The sequence below is a fragment of the Janthinobacterium sp. SUN073 genome, from assembly GCF_030397665.1.
Taxonomy (GTDB): domain Bacteria; phylum Pseudomonadota; class Gammaproteobacteria; order Burkholderiales; family Burkholderiaceae_D; genus Janthinobacterium.
In genome coordinates this window covers 94,652-112,663 of the sequence record NZ_JAPUBT010000003.1, presented here as the reverse complement: position 1 = coordinate 112,663, position 18,012 = coordinate 94,652, and the positions used below count along the sequence as shown (strand labels likewise).

Here is an 18,012-nt window from a genome sequence, read left to right as displayed (position 1 = left end):
ATGGCCGTTGTCGATGATCAGACTGTACCCAAGCGCGGCCTGGCGCACCAGCGCGGTGCGACAGAATGCAATTTCGCGGGGGCGAGCGACACCAGGGCAGGATGCACCGTCAAGTCTACTTTGTCATCTTGCCCACGGTGAAGGCCCTGGCCGCCGCCACGCCGCTGCGCACGGCCGCCTCGATGGTGGCCGGATAGTCAAGCGTGCGGTCGTCATTGGCCGTGTAGTCACCGGCCAGCAGCAAGCCCGGCACGCCGCTGGCGTTGCTGGGACGCAATAAATCCGGCGTGCAGGCAAAGGTGGCGCGCTTTTCCGTGATCAGCTGGGTCCAGGCGGGCTGCGCCAGTTCCGGACGCTGCAATACTTGCGCCAGCTGCGCCGCGATAGCTTGCGCCAGCGGCCCGTGGCCTTGCTCGGCGGCAGGACCGGATGCGCTGATGACGACGGCCAGCAAGCCCGCCTGGCTGGCGTCAAGCTGGCCCCGGTCGAAGACGAATTGGCCCCAGTGCTGTTGCTCTGGCGCATCGACGAGCGCGTAAAACGGCAAGTCCAGGCGCACGCTGGCGTCGTATTGCAGGTAGCAGGTGCTGATGGCTTCCGGCGTGAACGCCTGCATGCGATTGATGACGTCGGCGAGGCGTGCGTCGCGCAAATCTTGCAGCAGGCTGGCCGCTTGCACGGACGAGGTGGCGACGATGACGCCGTCATAGTGCTCGCCGTCATCAAGCTGCCAGCGGCCATCGGGCAGGGCGTGCAAGGCGGCCACCTTGGCGCCCGTGCGCACTGCGCCGCCATGCTGTTCCAGATAGCGGGCGGCCGCCTCGGGCAACAGGGCACTCAGGTTCGCTTTCGGGATCAGCATGTCGGAGGCGCGCCGGCGGCTCGCCCCCAGGCTGTCGCGCAGCACGTTGAGGAAGACGCGGGCCGAGGCCCGCCCGGGCGGGGTATTCAGCGCCGCCAGGCACAGCGGGTGCCACATCAGCCGGTTCAAACGGTCCGTCTGGTCGAAACGCTGCAACAATTCGCTGACCGAGCAATCGTTGTACAGTTGCCAGCCCATCGTCCGCATGGCGGTGGAAAAACGCATCAGGGCCAGCTTGTCTGCGCGCTGCAGCCCTTTGGCGCGCAGCAGGGCCCAGGCCAGGTGCAACGGCGCGGGCAGGCGCGGCGCGATGAAGTCCATCCCGCCGCTGTCGGCCGGATAGCGCATCTGCAGGGGCAGGGTGAGGATCAGCTCTGCCGGGTCTTGGCCCGCGAGCTTGATCAGGCGCAAGGTTTCAGTGTACGCGCCCAGCAGGATGTGCTGGCCGTTGTCGAGCACCGTGCTTTCGCGTTCGACCCGGCGCGCGCGGCCGCCCAAGGTGCGCGCCGCCTCGAAGACGGTGACGGCATGGCCGGCGCGCGCCAGTTCCATGGCCGCCGCGAAACCGGCCCAGCCGGCGCCGATGACGGCGTAGCGTTGCTTCACGCTACGCTCAGCCACGAACCCAGGTCTTCCAGGCCAGCCACAGTTTGCGGATCGGCGTGAGCGAGATGCGCTGTTTCAGCACGTGGTAGCCGTCGCGCTCGACTTCATTGAGCACCGTGCGGTAGATGGCGGCCATGATCAGGCCCGGGCGCTGGGCGCGGCGGTCTTCCGCCGGCAGCAGGGCGAACGCTTCGTCATACGCCTTTTGCGCGCGCGCCACCTGGAAACGCATGAGGTTTTCAAAGTTTTCGCTGTGGCGCGCGTTCAGCAGGTCGGCCGCCGTCACATTGAACTGCTGCAATTCGCTGATCGGCAGGTAGATGCGCCCCTTGCGCGCATCTTCGCCCACGTCGCGGATGATGTTGGTCAGCTGGAAGGCGTGGCCCAGCTTTTCCGCGTACAGCAGCGTTTCCGGGCGCGTCGCGCCAAAGATGCTGGCCGACAAGATGCCCACCACGCTGGCCACATGCCAGCAATAGCGGCTCATGGCCTGGTAATCGAGGTAGCGGGTCTGGTTCAAGTCCATTTCCATGCCATCGATGATGGCCTGCAAATGCTTTTCTTCCAGTTTATACACGTTCAGGTGCGGCTCCAGCGCGCGCATCACGGGATGCGTGGGGATGCCCTCGTACATGGCCTTGACTTCCTTGCGCCACCAGACCAGCTTGGTGCGTGCCACGGCTTCGTCCGTGCAGTCATCGACCGTATCATCGACTTCGCGGCAGAAGGCGTACAGGGCCGTGATGGCCTTGCGGCGCTCGGCCGGCAGGAACAGGAAGCTGTAGTAGAAGCTGGAGCCGCTCTGGGCGGCCTTTTGTTGGCAGTATTCGTCGGGAGACATAGTCAAAAGAGCAAGGGTTGCAGATCGAAGCCGCTATTCTATCGTCTTACAGAGTGGGCGACGGGGGAAAAGCCGTTTTTACTTGCGTCTCTTGATGCAGGCTTTTGCGCGACATGCGCAGGGCGCGCCAGAAAATGATCAGCCAGTCGCGCTTTTCCAGTTTCGGGCGGCGCCGGAACACGTCGTAATTGACCGCTTCGATGGCTTCGAGGATGCGCAAGCCGCCTTGTACCACGAGACGCAGTTCCCAGCCGATGCGCCCGCGCAAGCGCAGGGCCAGCGGCGCGCCGGACAGCATCAGGGCGCGCGTGCGGGCCACTTCGAAGCGCATCAGGGCGCTCCACTTGCCGTGCGCCTCGGGCCGCTCGAAGGCGGCGGCGGAGACGGCAAAGCGGCTCAGGTCTTCCATCGGCAGGTAGATGCGCTCTTTTTGCTGGTCGATGGCGACGTCTTGCAGAAAATTAATTAGTTGCAAAGCTGAACATATGGCATCGGAATCGCGTACATTCTGTTCATCGGCGGCACCGTACAGGTGCAGCATCAGCAGCCCCACGGGGTTGGCGGAACGGGCGCAGTAGTCGAGCACGTCGTCGTAGCTGGCGTAGCGCGTCGTTTCCACATCCTGCTTGAAGGCGGACAACAGATCGTAAAACGGCTTCAGCGGCAACTGGTGTTTGGCGATGACGGCGGCCAGGCGTTCGAACATGGCGGCGTTCTCGCCAGCATGGCCTTCTTCGCGGGCGATGCGGTCCAGCGCCTCTTCATAGGCGTGCAGTGCGGCCAGGCGTTCGGCCGGCGTGGCGTCGCCTTCATCGGCCAGGTCGTCGGCGCTGCGGGCGAAGGCATAGATGGCTTCGACGGCGGGCACCAGGCGGCGCGGCAGTAAAAATGATGCAACAGGAAAATTTTCGTAATGGTCTACAGGCATTGAACACGCTTCTCTAGTCTTGCGTTTGTCCGGCACCCCTCAAACGCTGGAATGTGACGGACGTTGTACGGCTCAAGATTAATGACGCAAAAGTCACTAAAAACTTTTACGCACGATTATAATTAATAACCAGAAAGTCATTAGGGGAAGTCACTCCCTGTCATGATCAAGCTGATATTGTCACAAATTTAAGGATATCGCGTGCGAAAAAATTTGGCTTATCCCAATCGGCAAGCAAAAAGTTTCTCCGCATAAAAATATTACAGCCCGCATAGTAAAGGAAAATACCTTGTTTGCCCTGAAAACCCTGCGCCGCGAGACCGGCGTACCCGCACTGCCCGCCCTGCGGCTGATTGCCGCCGCCGCCCTGGCGCTGACCCTGGCGGCCTGTTCCAAGCCCGCCGTCAAAGTGGAAGACGTGCGCCCCGTGCGCGCGATGGTGTTGTCTAGCAGTAATGTTGACGTGAGTGCCGAGCTGGCGGGCGAGGTCGTGCCCCGCGTGGTGTCGCAGCTGGGTTTCCGCGTGGGCGGCAAGATCGTCGCGCGCAAGGTCGACGTGGGCGCCAGCGTGAAAAAGGGGCAAGTGCTGATGCAGCTCGATCCCGTCGACTTGCAGCTGTCGCAGGCCCAGGCCAAGGCCTCGCTGGTCAGCGCCGAAACGAGCCGCGACCTGGCGCGCGCCGAACTGAAGCGCTATCAGGATTTGCGCGAGAAAAATTTCGTCAGCCAGGCTGTGCTCGATGGCAAGGATGCCACTTACAAGGCGGCGCAGGCGAACGTGGAAGCGGCGCAAGCCCTGTACCGTGGCCAGGCCAACCAGTCCGGCTATGCCAGCTTGCTGGCCGACGTCGATGGCGTCGTCACGCGCATCGAGGCCGAAGTGGGGCAGGTGGTGGCGCCTGGCACGCCCGTGGTGCAAGTGGCCAGGAGCGGCGAGAAGGAAGTCGTGATCGGCATTCCCGAAGACAAGGTCGAGACCTTGCGCGGCGTCAAGGATGTGGTGGTGCGCCTGTGGGCCGACCCGAAACAGGGCTTGCAGGGCAAGATACGTGAAGTGTCGCCCGTGGCCGATGCCGCCACGCGCACCTACCTGGCCAAGGTCAGCATCCCGGACGCGCCGCGAGCGCGCCTGGGCATGACGGCCGTGGTGCAGTTCGCCTCGCAGACGGCCACGCCGCAGATCAAGGTGCCGCTGACGGCCCTGTTCAATGAAAAGTCGCAAAGCTCCGTGTGGGTGGTGGAAAACGGCGCCGTGAAGCTGGTACCGGTGACGGTGGGCGGCGTGGCGGGCAATGAGTTGCTGCTGACCTCGGGCGTGAAAGCGGGACAGACGGTGGTCACGGCCGGCGTCAACCTGCTCAAGCCTGGGCAGAAAGTCTCGATTCTGGGCGCCGAACTGGCCAGTAAACCCGATGTTGCCGCTGCCGCCGTCAGCGTGGGGGCCGTCAAATGAAGGGCGGCTTCAATCTGTCGCGCTGGGCCCTCGAACACATCCCGCTGACGCGCTACCTGATGGCCGTGCTGCTGATCGGCGGCATGCTCAGCTATGCCAGCCTGGGCCAGGATGAAGATCCCCCGTTTACTTTCCGTGCCATGGTCTTGCAGGCGTACTGGCCCGGCGCCACGGCGCTGCAGATGGCCGAGCAAGTGACGGACAAGCTGGAAAAGAAGCTGCAGGAAACGCCCTACATCAATGAAATCACCAGTTATTCGAAGCCCGGCGAAACCTTGATTTTGCTGGAACTGCGCGAATCGGCGCCGCCCAAGGAAACAGCGGCCGCCTGGTATCAGGTGCGCAAGAAGATCGGCGACATCAAGGGCACCTTGCCGGCCGGCGTCGTGGGCCCGTTCTTCAATGACGAGTTCGGCGACACGTATGGTTCCATCTTCGCCCTGTCTGGCGACGGTTTTACTTACGCGGAAATGAAGGATTACGCGGACAAGGTGCGACAGGAACTGCTGGCCGTGGGGCAGGTGTCGAAGGTGGAACTGTTCGGCGTGCAAGACGAAAAGATCAATATCATCTTCTCGCACAAGAAATTCGCCCAATTGGGCATCCCTTTTGACGCCATCGTGCAGCAATTGTCCGAGCAAAACAGCATCAACGCCACGGGCGTGCTGGTGACGCCGACGGATAACCTGCAAGTGCGCGTGACGGGCGCCATGCTTACCGTCAAGGACCTGGAAAACCTGGAGCTGCGCGCCAACGGCACCACCTTCCGCCTCGGTGACTTTGCCACCGTGAAACGCGAATTCGTCGATCCGCCGAAGGACAAGATGCGTTTCAATGGCAAGGAAGTGATCGGCCTGGGCGTATCGATGGAAAAGGGCGGCAACATCATCGACATGGGCAAGGCCTTGCAGGCAACGGTGACGCGCATGAAGAGTGAATTGCCGGTCGGCATAGAGTTGCAGCGCGTGTCAAACCAGCCGGAAGCCGTGTCCGCTTCCGTGGGCGAGTTCGTGCATACCCTGGTCGAAGCCATTTTGATCGTGCTGGCCGTCAGCTTTGTCGCGCTGGGCTTGCACACGAAACCGCTGCGCATCGACGTGCGGCCCGGCCTGGTGGTGGCGCTGACCATCCCGCTGGTGCTAGCCGTCACCTTCCTGTTCATGCGCCTGCTCGACATCGATTTGCACAAGATCTCGCTGGGCGCCCTGATCATCGCGCTGGGCTTGCTGGTCGATGACGCCATCATTGCCGTCGAAATGATGGTGCGCAAGATGGAGGAGGGCATGTCGCGCTTCGACGCGGCCACGTTCGCCTACACGTCGACGGCCATGCCCATGCTGACGGGCACCCTGATCACGGTGGCGGGCTTTTTACCCATCGGCCTGGCCAAGTCGGCCGCCGGCGAATACACGTTCTCCCTGTTCTCCGTGAATGCACTGGCCCTGATCATTTCGTGGGTGGTGGCCGTCGTCTTCACGCCCTATATCGGCTATGTCTTGTTGAAGGTCAAGCCGCACGCGCATAACGACCATGAATTGTTCGATACGCCGAACTTCCGCCGCTTCCGCCGCGCCGTCACCTGGTGCGTGGAATGGCGCAAGACGACCATTGCCGCCACCCTGGCCATCTTTGCGCTGGGCATTTACGGCTTTAACTTTATCGAAAAGCAATTCTTCCCCGATTCCAGCCGCCCGGAACTGATGGTGGAACTGTGGTCGCCCGAAGGCACGACCTTTGCCGCGAATGAAAAGCAGGTGAAGAAATTCGAGGCCTTCGTCAGCAAGCTCGACGGAGTGGACAGCATCACCAGCTATGTGGGCACGGGCAGTCCCCGTTTCTACCTGCCGCTGGACCAGATCTTCCCGCAGACCAATGTGTCGCAAGTGGTGATCCTGCCGAAGAGCCAGGCGGACCGCGAGCAGCTGCGCCAGAAGATCATCGATGTCTTCAAGAAGGATTTCCCGGAAGTGCGGGGCAGGGTAAAACTGTTGCCGAACGGACCGCCCGTGCCGTATCCCGTGCAATTCCGCGTCACGGGGCCGGAAGTGGCGGGCGTGCGCGCCATCGCCGACCAGGTCAAGGACATCATGCGCGCCAATCCGAACACCCTGGGTGTCAACGATAACTGGAATGAGTCGGTGAAAGTGCTGCGCCTGGACCTGGAGCAGGACAAGATGCGTGCGCTGGGCGTCACCTCGAAAACCGTGATGCAGGCGGCCAATACGATACTGTCGGGCACCGTCATCGGCCAGTTCCGCGAAGACAACAAGCTGATCGATATCCAGGTGCGCCAGCCGCTGGAGGAGCGGGCGACGATTTCCGTGCTGAATGACACGAACATCCCGACGGCAACGGGCAAGTCCGTGCCCATCTCGCAGCTGGCCCGCGTGCATTTCGTGTGGGAACCGGGCGTGGTCTGGCGCGACAAGCGCGAATGGGCGATTACCGTGCAATCGGACGTGGTCGACGGCATCCAGGGCGCGACGGTCTCGACGCAGCTGGCGCCGCAGCTCGATGCCTTGCGGGCCAAAATGCCGGACGGCTACCGCATCACCGTGAAGGGCGTGGCGGCCGATAGCGGCGAGGCGGAAGCGTCGATCGCGACCAACCTGCCGCTGGCCATCTTCATCATCTTCACCTTGCTGATGCTGCAGCTGCACAGTTTCTCGCGTTCCTTGCTGGTCTTCCTGACGGGGCCGCTGGGCGTGGCGGGCGCTGCCTTTGCCTTGCTGGCGCTGGGCCGGCCACTTGGTTTTGTGGCCAACCTGGGCATCATCGCGCTGTTCGGCATGATCATCCGCAACTCGGTGATCCTCGTCGACCAGATCGAGCAAGACATCAACGATGGCTCGGCTCCCTGGGATGCCATCATCGACTCGGCCGTGCGCCGCTGCCGTCCCATCGTGCTGACGGCCGCCGCCGCCGCGCTGGCCATGATTCCATTGTCGCGCTCCGTCTTCTGGGGCCCGATGGCGGTCGCCATCATGGGCGGATTGATCCTGGCGACGGCCTTGACTTTACTGTTCCTGCCGGCCCTGTATGCGGCCTGGTTCCGGGTCAAGAAGCCGGAGGCGGTGGGCAAAGGAGGGAGCTAAGCAAGCAATTCCTCCGCGCTGGCCATGATCCCGCTGTCGCACTCCGTGTTCTGGGGGGATCACGCAGGGCAGTCGCCATCATGGGCGGCCTGATCCTGGCGACGGCCTTGACTTTACTGTTCCTGCCGGCGCTGTATGCGGCCTGGTTCCGGGTCAAGAAGCCGGAGCCAGCGGCAAGAGAAGCGAGTACGCCAGCTGTGTAATGCCCTGGAGCGCGCCCACCTGGCGCGTACGCCACTCACCCGAACGGCGAAAATGCCGGGGTCGTACCCTCAGGGTACGACCCCAGTGCTTGCTTTTGGGGTAAAAATGCCGCCCACTGACCGGTGGCGCGCTCTGAGGCACAGCAAAAAAAGGCGGCATTCCTCTGGGAAATCCAGTAGAATGCCGCCTTTGCTTTACCGAGGGCTTGCTCTATCAGTCCACGGTAGCCAGATCGCTCCCGAGTTGTTAAAATCAGGGGAGCAAGTAGTACAAGGTAGTACAAAATGCGGATGTGGTGGAATTGGTAGACACGCTGGTCTTAGAAGCCAGTGCTTCGGCTTGGGAGTTCGAGTCTCCCCATCCGCACCAATCCGGGTTGCTCCAGCCCGGAAGTGCAGCACCATCAAAGATTTTCCCTGAATTCGTATTTTTCAGCCCAAAGCGCCCAGTGCGGCCAGTTGCCGGCTTGACTGTTGCACCATCTGCATAACCAGCGCCTGCGCCTGCGGGTAGCCAGTGTTTCCCATCAGCGTTTCATCTTGCGTCAGCGGCCAGAGTGCCTGCAACACGCGTTGCCGCGCCTGCGGCCAGTCGTGCTCCCGCGCCGGAGGCGAAGGCGGCAGTTCCCTGTCCAGCATGTGCAGTGCCTGCCGCGTCATCGCCAACTCTTGCTGCGCCTGCAAACCCAGCGTGTCGCTGCGCGGCGGCGGCTGCTGCACGAGATAAGTATCGAGCTTGCGGCTCTGGCGCTCGTACAGGTCGAGCAGCAGATGCAGGGTAGCGCCGCCGGGACGCCGCTGCGTGTCGAGCGCGTCGAGCACATCGAGCAGCCAGTGCGTCATGTGCCGCCCCGCCAGTCCCAGCTCCGGCCAGGTAGTGCTTTGCAATTGCTCGCCCAGGTAGCGGGCGCGGTCGATGGCGCGCCGGCTGCCGCTCATGTGCTGGCCGATGGGGCCGTACTGTGGTGCCAGCGCCGCTTCCTGCCGCTCGGCCAGCAGGCACAGCAAGGCCAGGTGGACATACACATGAAAGGCAGCCAGGGTGCGGTGGGCATCCCAATAGTGATTGCCGTCATCATCGGGCGCATTCCACAGCGAACAGACCTTGGCGCCGTCGTCGCGCGCATAGTCGGGCGCCAGCAGGCTGTGGCCGTGGCGGAAGTCGTACAGTTTCTGGTGCAGCGACTCGTGCAGCAAGTGCTCGGCCAGCCACCAGGGGTTGCCAATCAGTTCCTGGTTCAGGAACACGCTGCCATTGACGCGAAATTGCGAGCTGGACGCCTTGCCGCGCCACGTGCCCAGCTTGGGAAACAGGGCGATCAACTGGACATGAGAAAGCGCGCTGGCCGTCAGGCGGGGCAGCAGGGTTTCCAGCAGCCGCAGGCCCCGGCGCAGCAGGGCTCGTTCCTGTGGCGTGGGCGTGGCCAGCGGCGCGCCGTAGTTATCTTCCATCACGGCAAGAAAAGCGCGCGCATACGGCGTGCCTTCCTGCCAGGCATGCCAGATATACGTGTCCTCGTCCTGCAGGCTGCCTTCGTCGTGCAGCCGCGCCAAGGGCGGCAAATGGGCCACCAGCGGGCCGCCGGGCAAGTCCGCGCGCAGGTGCTCGCCCGCCGCCCGGAACAGCGCCGCGCATTGCGGCAAAGGCAAGCCGTATTCGTCGCCCAGTTGCAGCTGGCGCATGGCGTGCTGGACGGCGCAGCGCAGCACCGTGTCGCCCAGCAACTGGCGCTGGCGCGCGGGTGGCGCCGCATCCAGCAGCGTCGCCAGGCTTTCCGCCTCGGGCAGGGTGCCACCGAGCTTGTGCAGCCGCCGCCGGTAGGCGACGGCCAGCTGGTCGCGGATATAGTTGCTGTCACTAAAGGCACGGTGGGTCACCAGTGCCGTTTCCACGGCGGCCAGCACGTCTGCATCCGGTGGCGCGGCACGCACGTCAAGCGCAGTAAGCGCAGCCACTGCCGGATCAGGCGGCGGTGGGGTGGTCATGGTCGTGATGGCCGTCTCCCTGCATGCGTAATTCCATTTCATCGACTTCCGTCTGGATTTTCTGCAGGTCGTCATCGCTTACGCCGTCGAGCAGGCGGCTGAGGACCATTTGCAGCTTGGCTTTGGCGTTGCTGGAACCGCCGGGTGCGCTATCGCTCATGATATTTTCTCCATTAAATTCACTTGGAGAGGCGTGCGGCGGTTTAGGTTTGCCTGAAAAATGGCCAAATTGAGGTAAATCAAAGGTTTTTTGACTGAAATCTTCGTCAAGAGCGCATTTCTTTGTTTCGGACGGAGCGACAGTTCGCATATACTAATGAACGAAGCAGGCTGGAAAGCCTGTCTCTGGCGAAATAAGAAATGCCGGGGCAAGAGTAAAGACAGGGCAACCCAGGCTGTGGCGATTCATTCGCCGCCGCTGGCATCCTCTGTGGCCGGGCTGCAAAGCCAGCCACTTTCCCGAAGTCCTTTGTTATAATGCCACGCTTTACCGAATGATGGCCGGCCTTGCATTTACCTGGAAGCAAGGCTGGACGCTCGGAGCCCTGTCGCAGTACTGGAAGCGGCGGATTGTTTGGTGCCTGGTGCGGGTTTTTCCCTCAGCCGGGTAGACCAGGTCCATCGTCCTGTTTTCAGTACTTTTACAGATGAATATGCGAGCGAGTGAAGCTGGACCCATGTCTTGCCGCCAGTGATGGCGCAAGGGGTCGGGTCTTCTTTTCTCGCACCAACAGTGTTTATTTTTTGGACGATTTTTTACATGGCAACTGCAGTCGAAACCTTGGGCAAACTCGAACGTCGTATCACGATCTCCTTCCCGCTGACGGACGTCCGCACGGAAGTTGAGAAGCGCCTGAAAGTGCAAGCCCGTACGGCTAAGGCACCGGGCTTCCGTCCGGGCAAAGTGCCGTTGAAAATGGTCGCAGCACAATACGGCTACCAAATTGAATCCGAAGTGCTGAACGACAAAGTCGGCCGCGCGTTCAACGACGCCGCCAACGAAAACAATCTGCGCGTGGCCGGTTTTCCGAACATCGTGCCGAAAGAAGAAGCAGTCGAAGGCCAGCTGGCTTTCGACGCAACCTTCGAAGTGTATCCGGAAGTCGTCATCGGCGACCTGACGGCCGTTGAAATCGAAACCGTGCAAGCCGACGTGTCGGAAGCCGAAATCGACAAGACCATCGATATCCTGCGCAAGCAGCGCGTGCACTTCCACACCAAGGGCGAAGCTGGCGAACACGGCGACGGCGGTGAGCCGATCGCTGCCAACGGCGACCGCGTGACCGTCGACTTCGTCGGCTCGATCGACGGCGTTGAATTCCCAGGCGGCAAAGCTGAAGGCTACGCTTTCGTGCTGGGCGAAGGCCGCATGCTGCCAGAATTCGAAGCGGCGACCCTGGGCCTGAAAGTGGGCGAGTCGAAGACTTTCCCATTGTCCTTCCCTGAGGACTACCATGGCAAGGACGTGGCCGGCAAAACCGCTTCGTTCACCATCACCCTGCAAAAGCTGGAATGGGCGCACCTGCCGGAAGTCGATGCCGAATTCGCCAAATCGCTGGGCGTTGCCGATGGCGACCTGGCCAAAATGCGCGAAGACATCAAAGTCAACCTGCAACGCGAAGTCGCTGGCCGCGTGAAAGCACGCAACAAGGAAGCCGTCATGGACGCGCTGATCAAAGTTGCTGAGCTGGACGTGCCAAAAACCCTGATCGCTCAAGATTCCGAGCGCCTGGCCGAAATGACCCGTCAAGACATGGCGCAGCGCGGCATGAACGTCAAGGACGTGCCTTTCCCAGCAGAACTGTTCGCAGAAAAAGCCGAGCGTCGCGTACGCCTGGGCCTGATCCTGTCGCAACTGGTGGGCGACAACAACCTGCAGGCGACGCCTGAGCAAGTCAAGGCGCAAATCGAAGACTTCGCCCAAAGCTACGAAGATCCACGCGAAGTGCTGAAGTACTACTACAGCGACCGTCGTCGTCTGGGTGAGATCGAAGCCCTTGTATTGGAAGAAAACGTCGTCACTTACGTGTTGGGCCTGTCGAAAGTCACGACGAAAGCAGTTGCTTTCGACGAACTGATGGGAAGCAACGCACAAGCGTAAACCAGTTGGTATCCGGATGCCATTATTGCCTTTGACACCAAACAAAAACCGTAGCGAGCGGATGGGAGTTGTGGCTGAGAAGCGGAGCTGTGCGAATGCACAGTGAGCATCGGAGGCCGCAAATCGCGACGCGCAGTAGGTTTTGTTTGGTGTTCCAAGGTGTTGGTAGCATCCCCTAACTGCTTCACAAGGAAATGAAATGACAGGTATGAACCGTAACCCAGCGCTGGACACAGAGATGCTCGGCCTGGTGCCGATGGTGGTGGAACAAAGCGGTCGCGGCGAGCGCTCGTATGATATTTACTCGCGCCTGCTGAAGGAACGCTTGATTTTCATGGTCGGCCCGGTCAATGACCAGATGGCCAACCTGGTTGTCGCCCAGCTGCTGTTCCTGGAAAGCGAAAATCCGGAAAAGGAAATCTCGCTCTACATCAACTCGCCAGGTGGTTCGGTCTCGGCCGGCATGGCCATCTACGACACCATGCAGTTCATCAAGCCGGACGTCTCGACCCTGTGCACGGGCATGGCTGCTTCGATGGGCGCTTTCCTGCTGGCCGCTGGCGCCAAGGGCAAGCGTTTCTCGCTGCCGAACTCGCGCATCATGATTCACCAGCCGTCCGGTGGTTCGCAAGGCATGGCGTCCGACATCGAGATCCAGGCAAGGGAAATCCTTTACCTGCGCACCCGCTTGAACGGCATCATGGCCGAGCGCACGGGCCAGTCGATCGAACAGATCGCCAAGGACACCGACCGCGACCGTTTCATGTCCGCCGACGAGGCCGTTGAGTATGGTTTGATCGACAAAGTGTTGACCAGCCGCGCTTGATGAGCCCCTACCGGTATTGCTAAGTACGTAAGTTAACGCCCGGGCGATCAAACGTTCGGGCGTTTCGCTTTTATTTCGGGTAGCATGGAGCTTGTGCAGGTTGTTGACTTGCGCCATGGGTGGCTGCCTTTGCGGGCAACTACCGCACTCCGGCTTGCGATTTTGCAATATTGTTAATGCAGTTCCAACCAAAATGCCTTATGTCAGACAAAAAATCCTCTAGCGGCGAAAAATTACTGTATTGCTCGTTCTGCGGCAAAAGCCAGCACGAGGTGAAGAAACTCATCGCCGGCCCGTCCGTGTTCATTTGCGACGAGTGCATCGACCTGTGCAACGACATTATCCGTGATGAAACGTCGAGCATCGAGACGGTGACCGGTACCAAATCCGACCTGCCGACGCCGCAAGAAATTGCCGCCTTGCTCGATCAGTACGTGATCGGCCAGCAGACTGCCAAGCGCATCCTGTCGGTGGCGGTGTACAACCATTACAAGCGCCTCAAGCACCTGGGCAAGAAAGACGACATCGAACTGGCCAAGAGCAACATCTTGCTGGTCGGTCCTACCGGCTCGGGCAAGACCCTGCTGGCACAGACCCTGGCGCGCATGCTCAATGTGCCGTTCGTGATCGCCGACGCCACCACCCTGACCGAAGCCGGTTACGTGGGTGAAGACGTGGAAAACATCATTCAGAAGCTGCTGCAAAGCTGCAACTATGACGTCGAGAAAGCCCAGCGCGGCATCGTCTACATCGATGAAATCGACAAGATTTCGCGCAAGTCCGACAATCCGTCCATCACGCGCGACGTGTCGGGCGAGGGCGTGCAGCAAGCCTTGCTGAAACTCATCGAAGGCACGATGGCTTCCGTGCCGCCACAAGGCGGCCGCAAGCATCCGAACCAGGATTTCGTGCAGATCGACACGACCAACATCATGTTCATTTGCGGCGGCGCCTTCGACGGCCTGTCGAAAGTGATCGCCAACCGTTCCGAAAAGAGCGGCATCGGCTTCTCGGCCACGGTGCGCAGCAAGTCGCAAAGCTCGGCCAGCGAACTGATGTTGCAAGCGGAGCCGGAAGATCTGGTCAAGTTCGGTCTGATCCCGGAACTGGTGGGTCGTCTGCCCGTCATCGCCACCCTGGCGGAATTGACGGAAGAGGCGCTGATCCAGATCCTGGTCGAGCCAAAGAATGCGCTGATCAAGCAGTATTCGAAGCTGCTCGAGATGGAAGGCGCGGAACTGGAGATTCGTCCGGCCGCCCTGCATGCGATCGCCAAGAAGGCGCTGGCGCGCAAGACCGGTGCCCGTGGCCTGCGCTCCATCCTGGAACATGCTTTGCTGGACGTCATGTACGAACTGCCGAGCGAACAAAATGTGGTGAAGGTCGTCATCGACGAAAATACCATCACCAGTGGCGCCAAACCTTTGTTGATTTATCAAGAGACTGCCAAGGCCTCCGGAGAAAATTGATTACTGCCGAGACAAATGCATAAAAAGGGTTTTGATTCCTTAATGCATGGCAGTACAATTTAAATCAATGAGTGCAGGCTTCAATCGTAAAGCCACTCGCGGCGCTTAGCTGCGTGTGGCTTTTTTACTGTTAAAACTGCATTTGTTACAGTCATGCGGGTGTGTTTTGCGAAATAGACTCTATGTTTGTTTCACAGAATTATTTATTCTCGCCGGTCTTGTGTTTTGGCAGCGAGCGCCAACATCGTAAACACGCTTTCTATAAGGTACGCCATGACAACTTCCAAATTAACTGAGCAAACTCAACTGCCGTTATTGCCGTTGCGGGATGTCGTCGTTTTCCCGCATATGGTGATACCGCTGTTCGTTGGCCGTCCAAAGTCGATCAAGGCGCTGGAAGCTGCGATGGAGCAGGGCAAGAGCATCATGCTTGCCGCTCAAAAAGCAGCCGCGAAGGACGAGCCGTCCCCTTCGGATATCTATGAAATTGGCTGTGTCGCCAATATTCTGCAAATGCTGAAACTGCCCGATGGCACCGTCAAGGTGCTGGTCGAAGGCGCGCAGCGTGCCCGTATCAACCACATCAGCGATTCGCCGACGCACTTCATCGCCGACCTGACGCCGCTCGAGTCCGAGCCGGGCGACGAGTCGGAAGTCGAAGCCATGCGCCGCGCGATCGTGCAGCAGTTCGACCAGTACGTCAAACTGAACAAAAAGATTCCACCGGAAATCCTGGCATCCCTGTCGGGCATCGACGACGCCGGCCGCCTGGCCGACACGGTGGCCGCGCATCTGCCCCTGAAGCTTGAGCAAAAACAAGTCATCCTGGAAATTTTCAGCGTGGCCAAGCGCCTCGAACACCTGCTGGGCCAGCTCGAAGGCGAGCTCGACATTCTGCAGGTGGAAAAGCGCATCCGTGGTCGCGTCAAGCGCCAGATGGAAAAATCGCAGCGCGAGTACTACCTGAACGAGCAAGTCAAGGCGATCCAGAAAGAGCTGGGCGAGGGCGAAGATGGTGCCGACCTCGACGAGCTGGAGAAAAAAGTCGCTTCGGCCAAGATGCCGAAGGAAGCGCTCGACAAGGCCACCAACGAGCTGAAAAAGCTCAAGCTGATGTCGCCGATGTCGGCCGAAGCCACCGTCGTGCGCAACTACATCGACACCCTGGTCAACTTGCCTTGGAAAAAGAAATCCAAGGTCAATAACGACCTGGCGAATGCGGAAAAAGTGCTCGAAGGCGACCACTACGGCCTCGACAAGGTCAAGGAACGCATCCTGGAATACCTCGCGGTGCAACAGCGCGTCGACAAGCTCAAAGCGCCTATCCTGTGCTTCGTCGGTCCTCCGGGCGTGGGTAAAACCTCGCTGGGCCAGTCCATCGCCCGCGCCACGAACCGCAAGTTCGTGCGCATGGCCCTGGGCGGCGTGCGCGACGAAGCCGAGATCCGCGGCCACCGCCGCACCTACATCGGCTCGATGCCGGGCAAGATCTTGCAATCGCTGTCGAAAGTCGGCGTGCGCAATCCTCTGTTCCTGCTCGATGAAGTCGACAAGATGGGCGCCGATTTCCGTGGAGACCCTTCGTCGGCCCTGCTGGAAGTGCTCGATCCGGAACAGAACCACACGTTCTCCGACCATTACATCGAAGTCGATTTCGACTTGTCGGACGTGATGTTCGTGGCCACGTCGAACTCGTACAACATTCCGCCAGCCTTGCTCGACCGCATGGAAGTGATCCGTCTGTCCGGTTACACGGAAGATGAAAAGACCAGCATTGCGCAGCGTTATCTGCTGCCGAAGCAGATCAAGAACAATGGCTTGAAGGAAGAGGAAATCTCGGTGGCCGAGTCGGCCCTGCGCGACATCATCCGCTACTACACGCGGGAAGCCGGTGTGCGTTCGCTCGAGCGTGAAGTGTCGAAGATCTGCCGCAAGGTGGTGAAGATGCTGCTGCTGAAAAAATCCGACAAGAAAGTCATCGTCAACTCGAAGAACCTGGATAAATTCCTCGGTGTGCGCCGCTATGATTTCGGCGTCGCAGAGAAAGAAAACCAGGTGGGCCAGGTGGTCGGTCTGGCATGGACGGAAGTGGGTGGCGATCTGCTGACCATCGAAGCCGTGTCGATGCCGGGCAAGGGCGGCATCATCCGCACGGGTACCCTGGGCGACGTCATGAAAGAGTCGATCGAGGCAGCCCGCACGGTGGTGCGCAGCCGGGCACAGCGCCTGGGCATCAAGGCGGACGTGTTCGAGAAGAGCGACATCCACATCCACGTGCCGGAAGGCGCGACACCGAAGGACGGTCCTTCGGCTGGCGCGGCCATGACGGTGGCGATGGTATCGGTCTACACGGGCATCCCCGTGCGCGCCGACGTGGCGATGACGGGCGAGATCACCTTGCGCGGCGAAGTGTTGCCGATTGGCGGCCTGAAAGAAAAGCTGCTGGCGGCCCATCGCGGCGGCATCAAGACGGTCCTGATTCCAGAGCAGAATGTGAAAGACCTGGCCGAAATTCCGGACAACGTCAAGAACAAACTGGAGATCGTGCCCGTGCGCTGGATCGATAAAGTGCTGGAAATCGCCCTCGAACGCATGCCTGAACCCTTGGTGGAAGTCGCTGCGGTGGAGGCCGTCACGGCTGCCGCGGCCAAGCCTGACACGGCCGGCGAGGTGGTAAAACACTAACGTTTTACCCCTGTTTTCCCCAAACAAGCGCTTTTAGAGCGCTTGTTTTATATTGAAACGTGAATTGCGCCCCCAAAGCGCTTGACACATATACAGTGTGGCTTGTTTAATACGCCTGCACATTTTTTTCGCCGGACAGCTGTGGTGCCAAAAGTGCCGCAACGATACGGTAATCGTTTTATACCTTTGTAATTGGGGATGCTAGTGAACAAGACTGAATTGATCGACCACATTGCTGAAAAAGCTGACATTTCCAAAGCCGCCGCTGCGCGCGCACTCGACGCTGTTATCGGCGGCGTGACGGAAACTTTGAAAAACAACGACAGCGTAACGCTGGTTGGTTTTGGCACTTTCTCGGTCAGCGAACGCGCTGAGCGTACCGGCCGCAATCCGCGTACGAAAGAAGCGATCACGATCGAAGCAGCAAAAGTTCCAAAATTTAAAGCTGGTAAAGCTTTGAAGGATGCTGTAAACTAACGGACTTCGGTGAGGTGACAATCACCGGAAACATTTGGCGGCGCCCTCGGGTGCCGCGATTTCAGGGTTGAAGTTCTACGAATCGCAACCCTGGATGCAAATGCAAGCAGTACTGTGTATTTTTCGGAGTGGTAGTTCAGTTGGTTAGAATGCCGGCCTGTCACGTCGGAGGTCGCGGGTTCGAGTCCCGTCCGCTCCGCCAAAAAAATACGCTCTTAAGGAGTGGTAGTTCAGTTGGTTAGAATACCGGCCTGTCACGTCGGGGGTCGCGGGTTCGAGTCCCGTCCGCTCCGCCAGAATATAGAAACCCGCGCTGCTGAATAAGTAGCGCGGGTTTTTCTTTTATGCGCCCGATTATCTTGGCGCTCCCGTATTTTCAATTCTCCGTTTGCCGTTTTTAAATGGCCGGCGCGGGTATTTAAATCCGCTTTAAGCTTTGTCGTGCTTAATGGCCAGGCTATGCCCTGGCTGGCGCCTTGC

The 18,012-nt window shown here is 60.1% G+C and carries 13 protein-coding genes and 3 tRNA genes; 11 read left to right on the top strand and 5 right to left on the bottom strand.

Going from position 1 to position 18,012, the window contains the following annotated elements:
* Window positions 1–115 precede the first annotated feature (115 nt).
* From hpnE to hpnC, 3 genes are read right to left on the bottom strand one after another with little or no spacing between them, the layout of a single operon-like run.
* On the bottom strand, window positions 116–1,468 hold the full coding sequence (gene hpnE / locus O0882_RS11210; protein WP_354670263.1) for a hydroxysqualene dehydroxylase HpnE: 1,353 nt from the start codon (window positions 1,466–1,468) through the stop codon (window positions 116–118).
* Between the two features lie 7 nt (window positions 1,469–1,475).
* Window positions 1,476–2,309, bottom strand: coding sequence for a presqualene diphosphate synthase HpnD (gene hpnD, locus O0882_RS11205; RefSeq protein WP_289948465.1), 834 nt, complete (start codon window positions 2,307–2,309; stop codon window positions 1,476–1,478).
* A 46-nt stretch (window positions 2,310–2,355) separates the two neighbouring features.
* A complete protein-coding gene (gene hpnC / locus O0882_RS11200) occupies window positions 2,356–3,237 on the bottom strand; it encodes a squalene synthase HpnC (protein WP_289947919.1) in 882 nt (293 codons plus the stop codon).
* Window positions 3,238–3,526: 289 nt separating this feature from the next.
* On the opposite strand from hpnC, the gene O0882_RS11195 reads away from it, so the two are divergent.
* The 4 genes from O0882_RS11195 (at window position 3,527) to O0882_RS11180 (ending at window position 8,358) form a co-directional block, all read left to right on the top strand.
* Entirely contained in the window at window positions 3,527–4,690 is a 1,164-nt protein-coding gene (locus O0882_RS11195) for an efflux RND transporter periplasmic adaptor subunit (RefSeq protein ID WP_289947916.1), read from the top strand.
* Window positions 4,687–7,785 (top strand): efflux RND transporter permease subunit, encoded by a 3,099-nt coding sequence (locus tag O0882_RS11190; protein WP_289947914.1) that lies wholly within the window; start codon window positions 4,687–4,689, stop codon window positions 7,783–7,785. Before O0882_RS11195 ends, O0882_RS11190 begins: the two co-directional genes overlap by 4 nt.
* An 80-nt stretch (window positions 7,786–7,865) precedes the next feature.
* Window positions 7,866–7,988 carry a hypothetical protein gene (locus O0882_RS11185; RefSeq protein WP_289947912.1) on the top strand — a complete coding sequence of 41 codons (123 nt, stop codon included), beginning with the start codon at window positions 7,866–7,868 and terminating at the stop codon, window positions 7,986–7,988.
* A 287-nt stretch (window positions 7,989–8,275) separates the two neighbouring features.
* Window positions 8,276–8,358, top strand: a tRNA-Leu gene (locus O0882_RS11180).
* A gap of 62 nt (window positions 8,359–8,420) precedes the next feature.
* On the opposite strand, the gene O0882_RS11175 is transcribed toward O0882_RS11180, so the two are convergent.
* Window positions 8,421–9,974: a hypothetical protein gene (locus O0882_RS11175; protein ID WP_289947911.1), complete on the bottom strand. Its 1,554-nt coding sequence runs from the start codon at window positions 9,972–9,974 to the stop codon at window positions 8,421–8,423.
* Window positions 9,952–10,134: a hypothetical protein gene (locus O0882_RS11170; protein WP_099763919.1), complete on the bottom strand. Its 183-nt coding sequence runs from the start codon at window positions 10,132–10,134 to the stop codon at window positions 9,952–9,954. The genes O0882_RS11175 and O0882_RS11170 overlap by 23 nt, the downstream gene beginning before the upstream one ends.
* 600 nt (window positions 10,135–10,734) lie before the next feature.
* Here O0882_RS11170 and tig point away from each other — a divergent pair.
* The 7 genes from tig to O0882_RS11135 all read left to right on the top strand — a co-directional run bounded on the left by tig (window position 10,735) and on the right by O0882_RS11135 (window position 17,828).
* Window positions 10,735–12,075, top strand: coding sequence for a trigger factor (gene tig, locus O0882_RS11165; protein ID WP_289947908.1), 1,341 nt, complete (start codon window positions 10,735–10,737; stop codon window positions 12,073–12,075).
* 199 nt (window positions 12,076–12,274) lie between these two features.
* Window positions 12,275–12,901, top strand: coding sequence for an ATP-dependent Clp endopeptidase proteolytic subunit ClpP (gene clpP / locus O0882_RS11160; protein ID WP_071077480.1), 627 nt, complete (start codon window positions 12,275–12,277; stop codon window positions 12,899–12,901).
* Between the two features lie 200 nt (window positions 12,902–13,101).
* Complete coding sequence (gene clpX, locus O0882_RS11155) at window positions 13,102–14,370, top strand: ATP-dependent Clp protease ATP-binding subunit ClpX (RefSeq protein ID WP_010398446.1); 1,269 nt, start codon at window positions 13,102–13,104, stop codon at window positions 14,368–14,370.
* A 273-nt stretch (window positions 14,371–14,643) separates the two neighbouring features.
* Window positions 14,644–17,055, top strand: coding sequence for an endopeptidase La (lon, locus tag O0882_RS11150; RefSeq protein ID WP_289947905.1), 2,412 nt, complete (start codon window positions 14,644–14,646; stop codon window positions 17,053–17,055).
* Window positions 17,056–17,259: 204 nt separating this feature from the next.
* Entirely contained in the window at window positions 17,260–17,532 is a 273-nt protein-coding gene (locus O0882_RS11145) for an HU family DNA-binding protein (RefSeq protein ID WP_010398442.1), read from the top strand.
* Between the two features lie 125 nt (window positions 17,533–17,657).
* A tRNA-Asp gene (locus O0882_RS11140) sits at window positions 17,658–17,734 on the top strand.
* 17 nt (window positions 17,735–17,751) lie between these two features.
* Window positions 17,752–17,828: transfer RNA gene (locus O0882_RS11135), tRNA-Asp, on the top strand.
* Window positions 17,829–18,012: the final 184 nt, after the last annotated feature.

Excerpts from the sequence above, each read along its gene's own strand:
- hpnD (WP_289948465.1), bottom strand. The coding sequence starts at position 2,309 with ATGTCTCCCGACGAATACTGCCAACAAAAGGCCGCCCAGAGCGGCTCC.
- hpnC (WP_289947919.1), bottom strand. The coding sequence starts at position 3,237 with ATGCCTGTAGACCATTACGAAAATTTTCCTGTTGCATCATTTTTACTG.
- O0882_RS11190 (WP_289947914.1), top strand. The coding sequence starts at position 4,687 with ATGAAGGGCGGCTTCAATCTGTCGCGCTGGGCCCTCGAACACATCCCG.
- O0882_RS11185 (WP_289947912.1), top strand. The coding sequence starts at position 7,866 with ATGGGCGGCCTGATCCTGGCGACGGCCTTGACTTTACTGTTCCTGCCG.
- O0882_RS11175 (WP_289947911.1), bottom strand. The coding sequence starts at position 9,974 with ATGACCACCCCACCGCCGCCTGATCCGGCAGTGGCTGCGCTTACTGCG.
- O0882_RS11170 (WP_099763919.1), bottom strand. The coding sequence starts at position 10,134 with ATGAGCGATAGCGCACCCGGCGGTTCCAGCAACGCCAAAGCCAAGCTG.
- tig (WP_289947908.1), top strand. The coding sequence starts at position 10,735 with ATGGCAACTGCAGTCGAAACCTTGGGCAAACTCGAACGTCGTATCACG.
- clpP (WP_071077480.1), top strand. The coding sequence starts at position 12,275 with ATGACAGGTATGAACCGTAACCCAGCGCTGGACACAGAGATGCTCGGC.
- clpX (WP_010398446.1), top strand. The coding sequence starts at position 13,102 with ATGTCAGACAAAAAATCCTCTAGCGGCGAAAAATTACTGTATTGCTCG.
- lon (WP_289947905.1), top strand. The coding sequence starts at position 14,644 with ATGACAACTTCCAAATTAACTGAGCAAACTCAACTGCCGTTATTGCCG.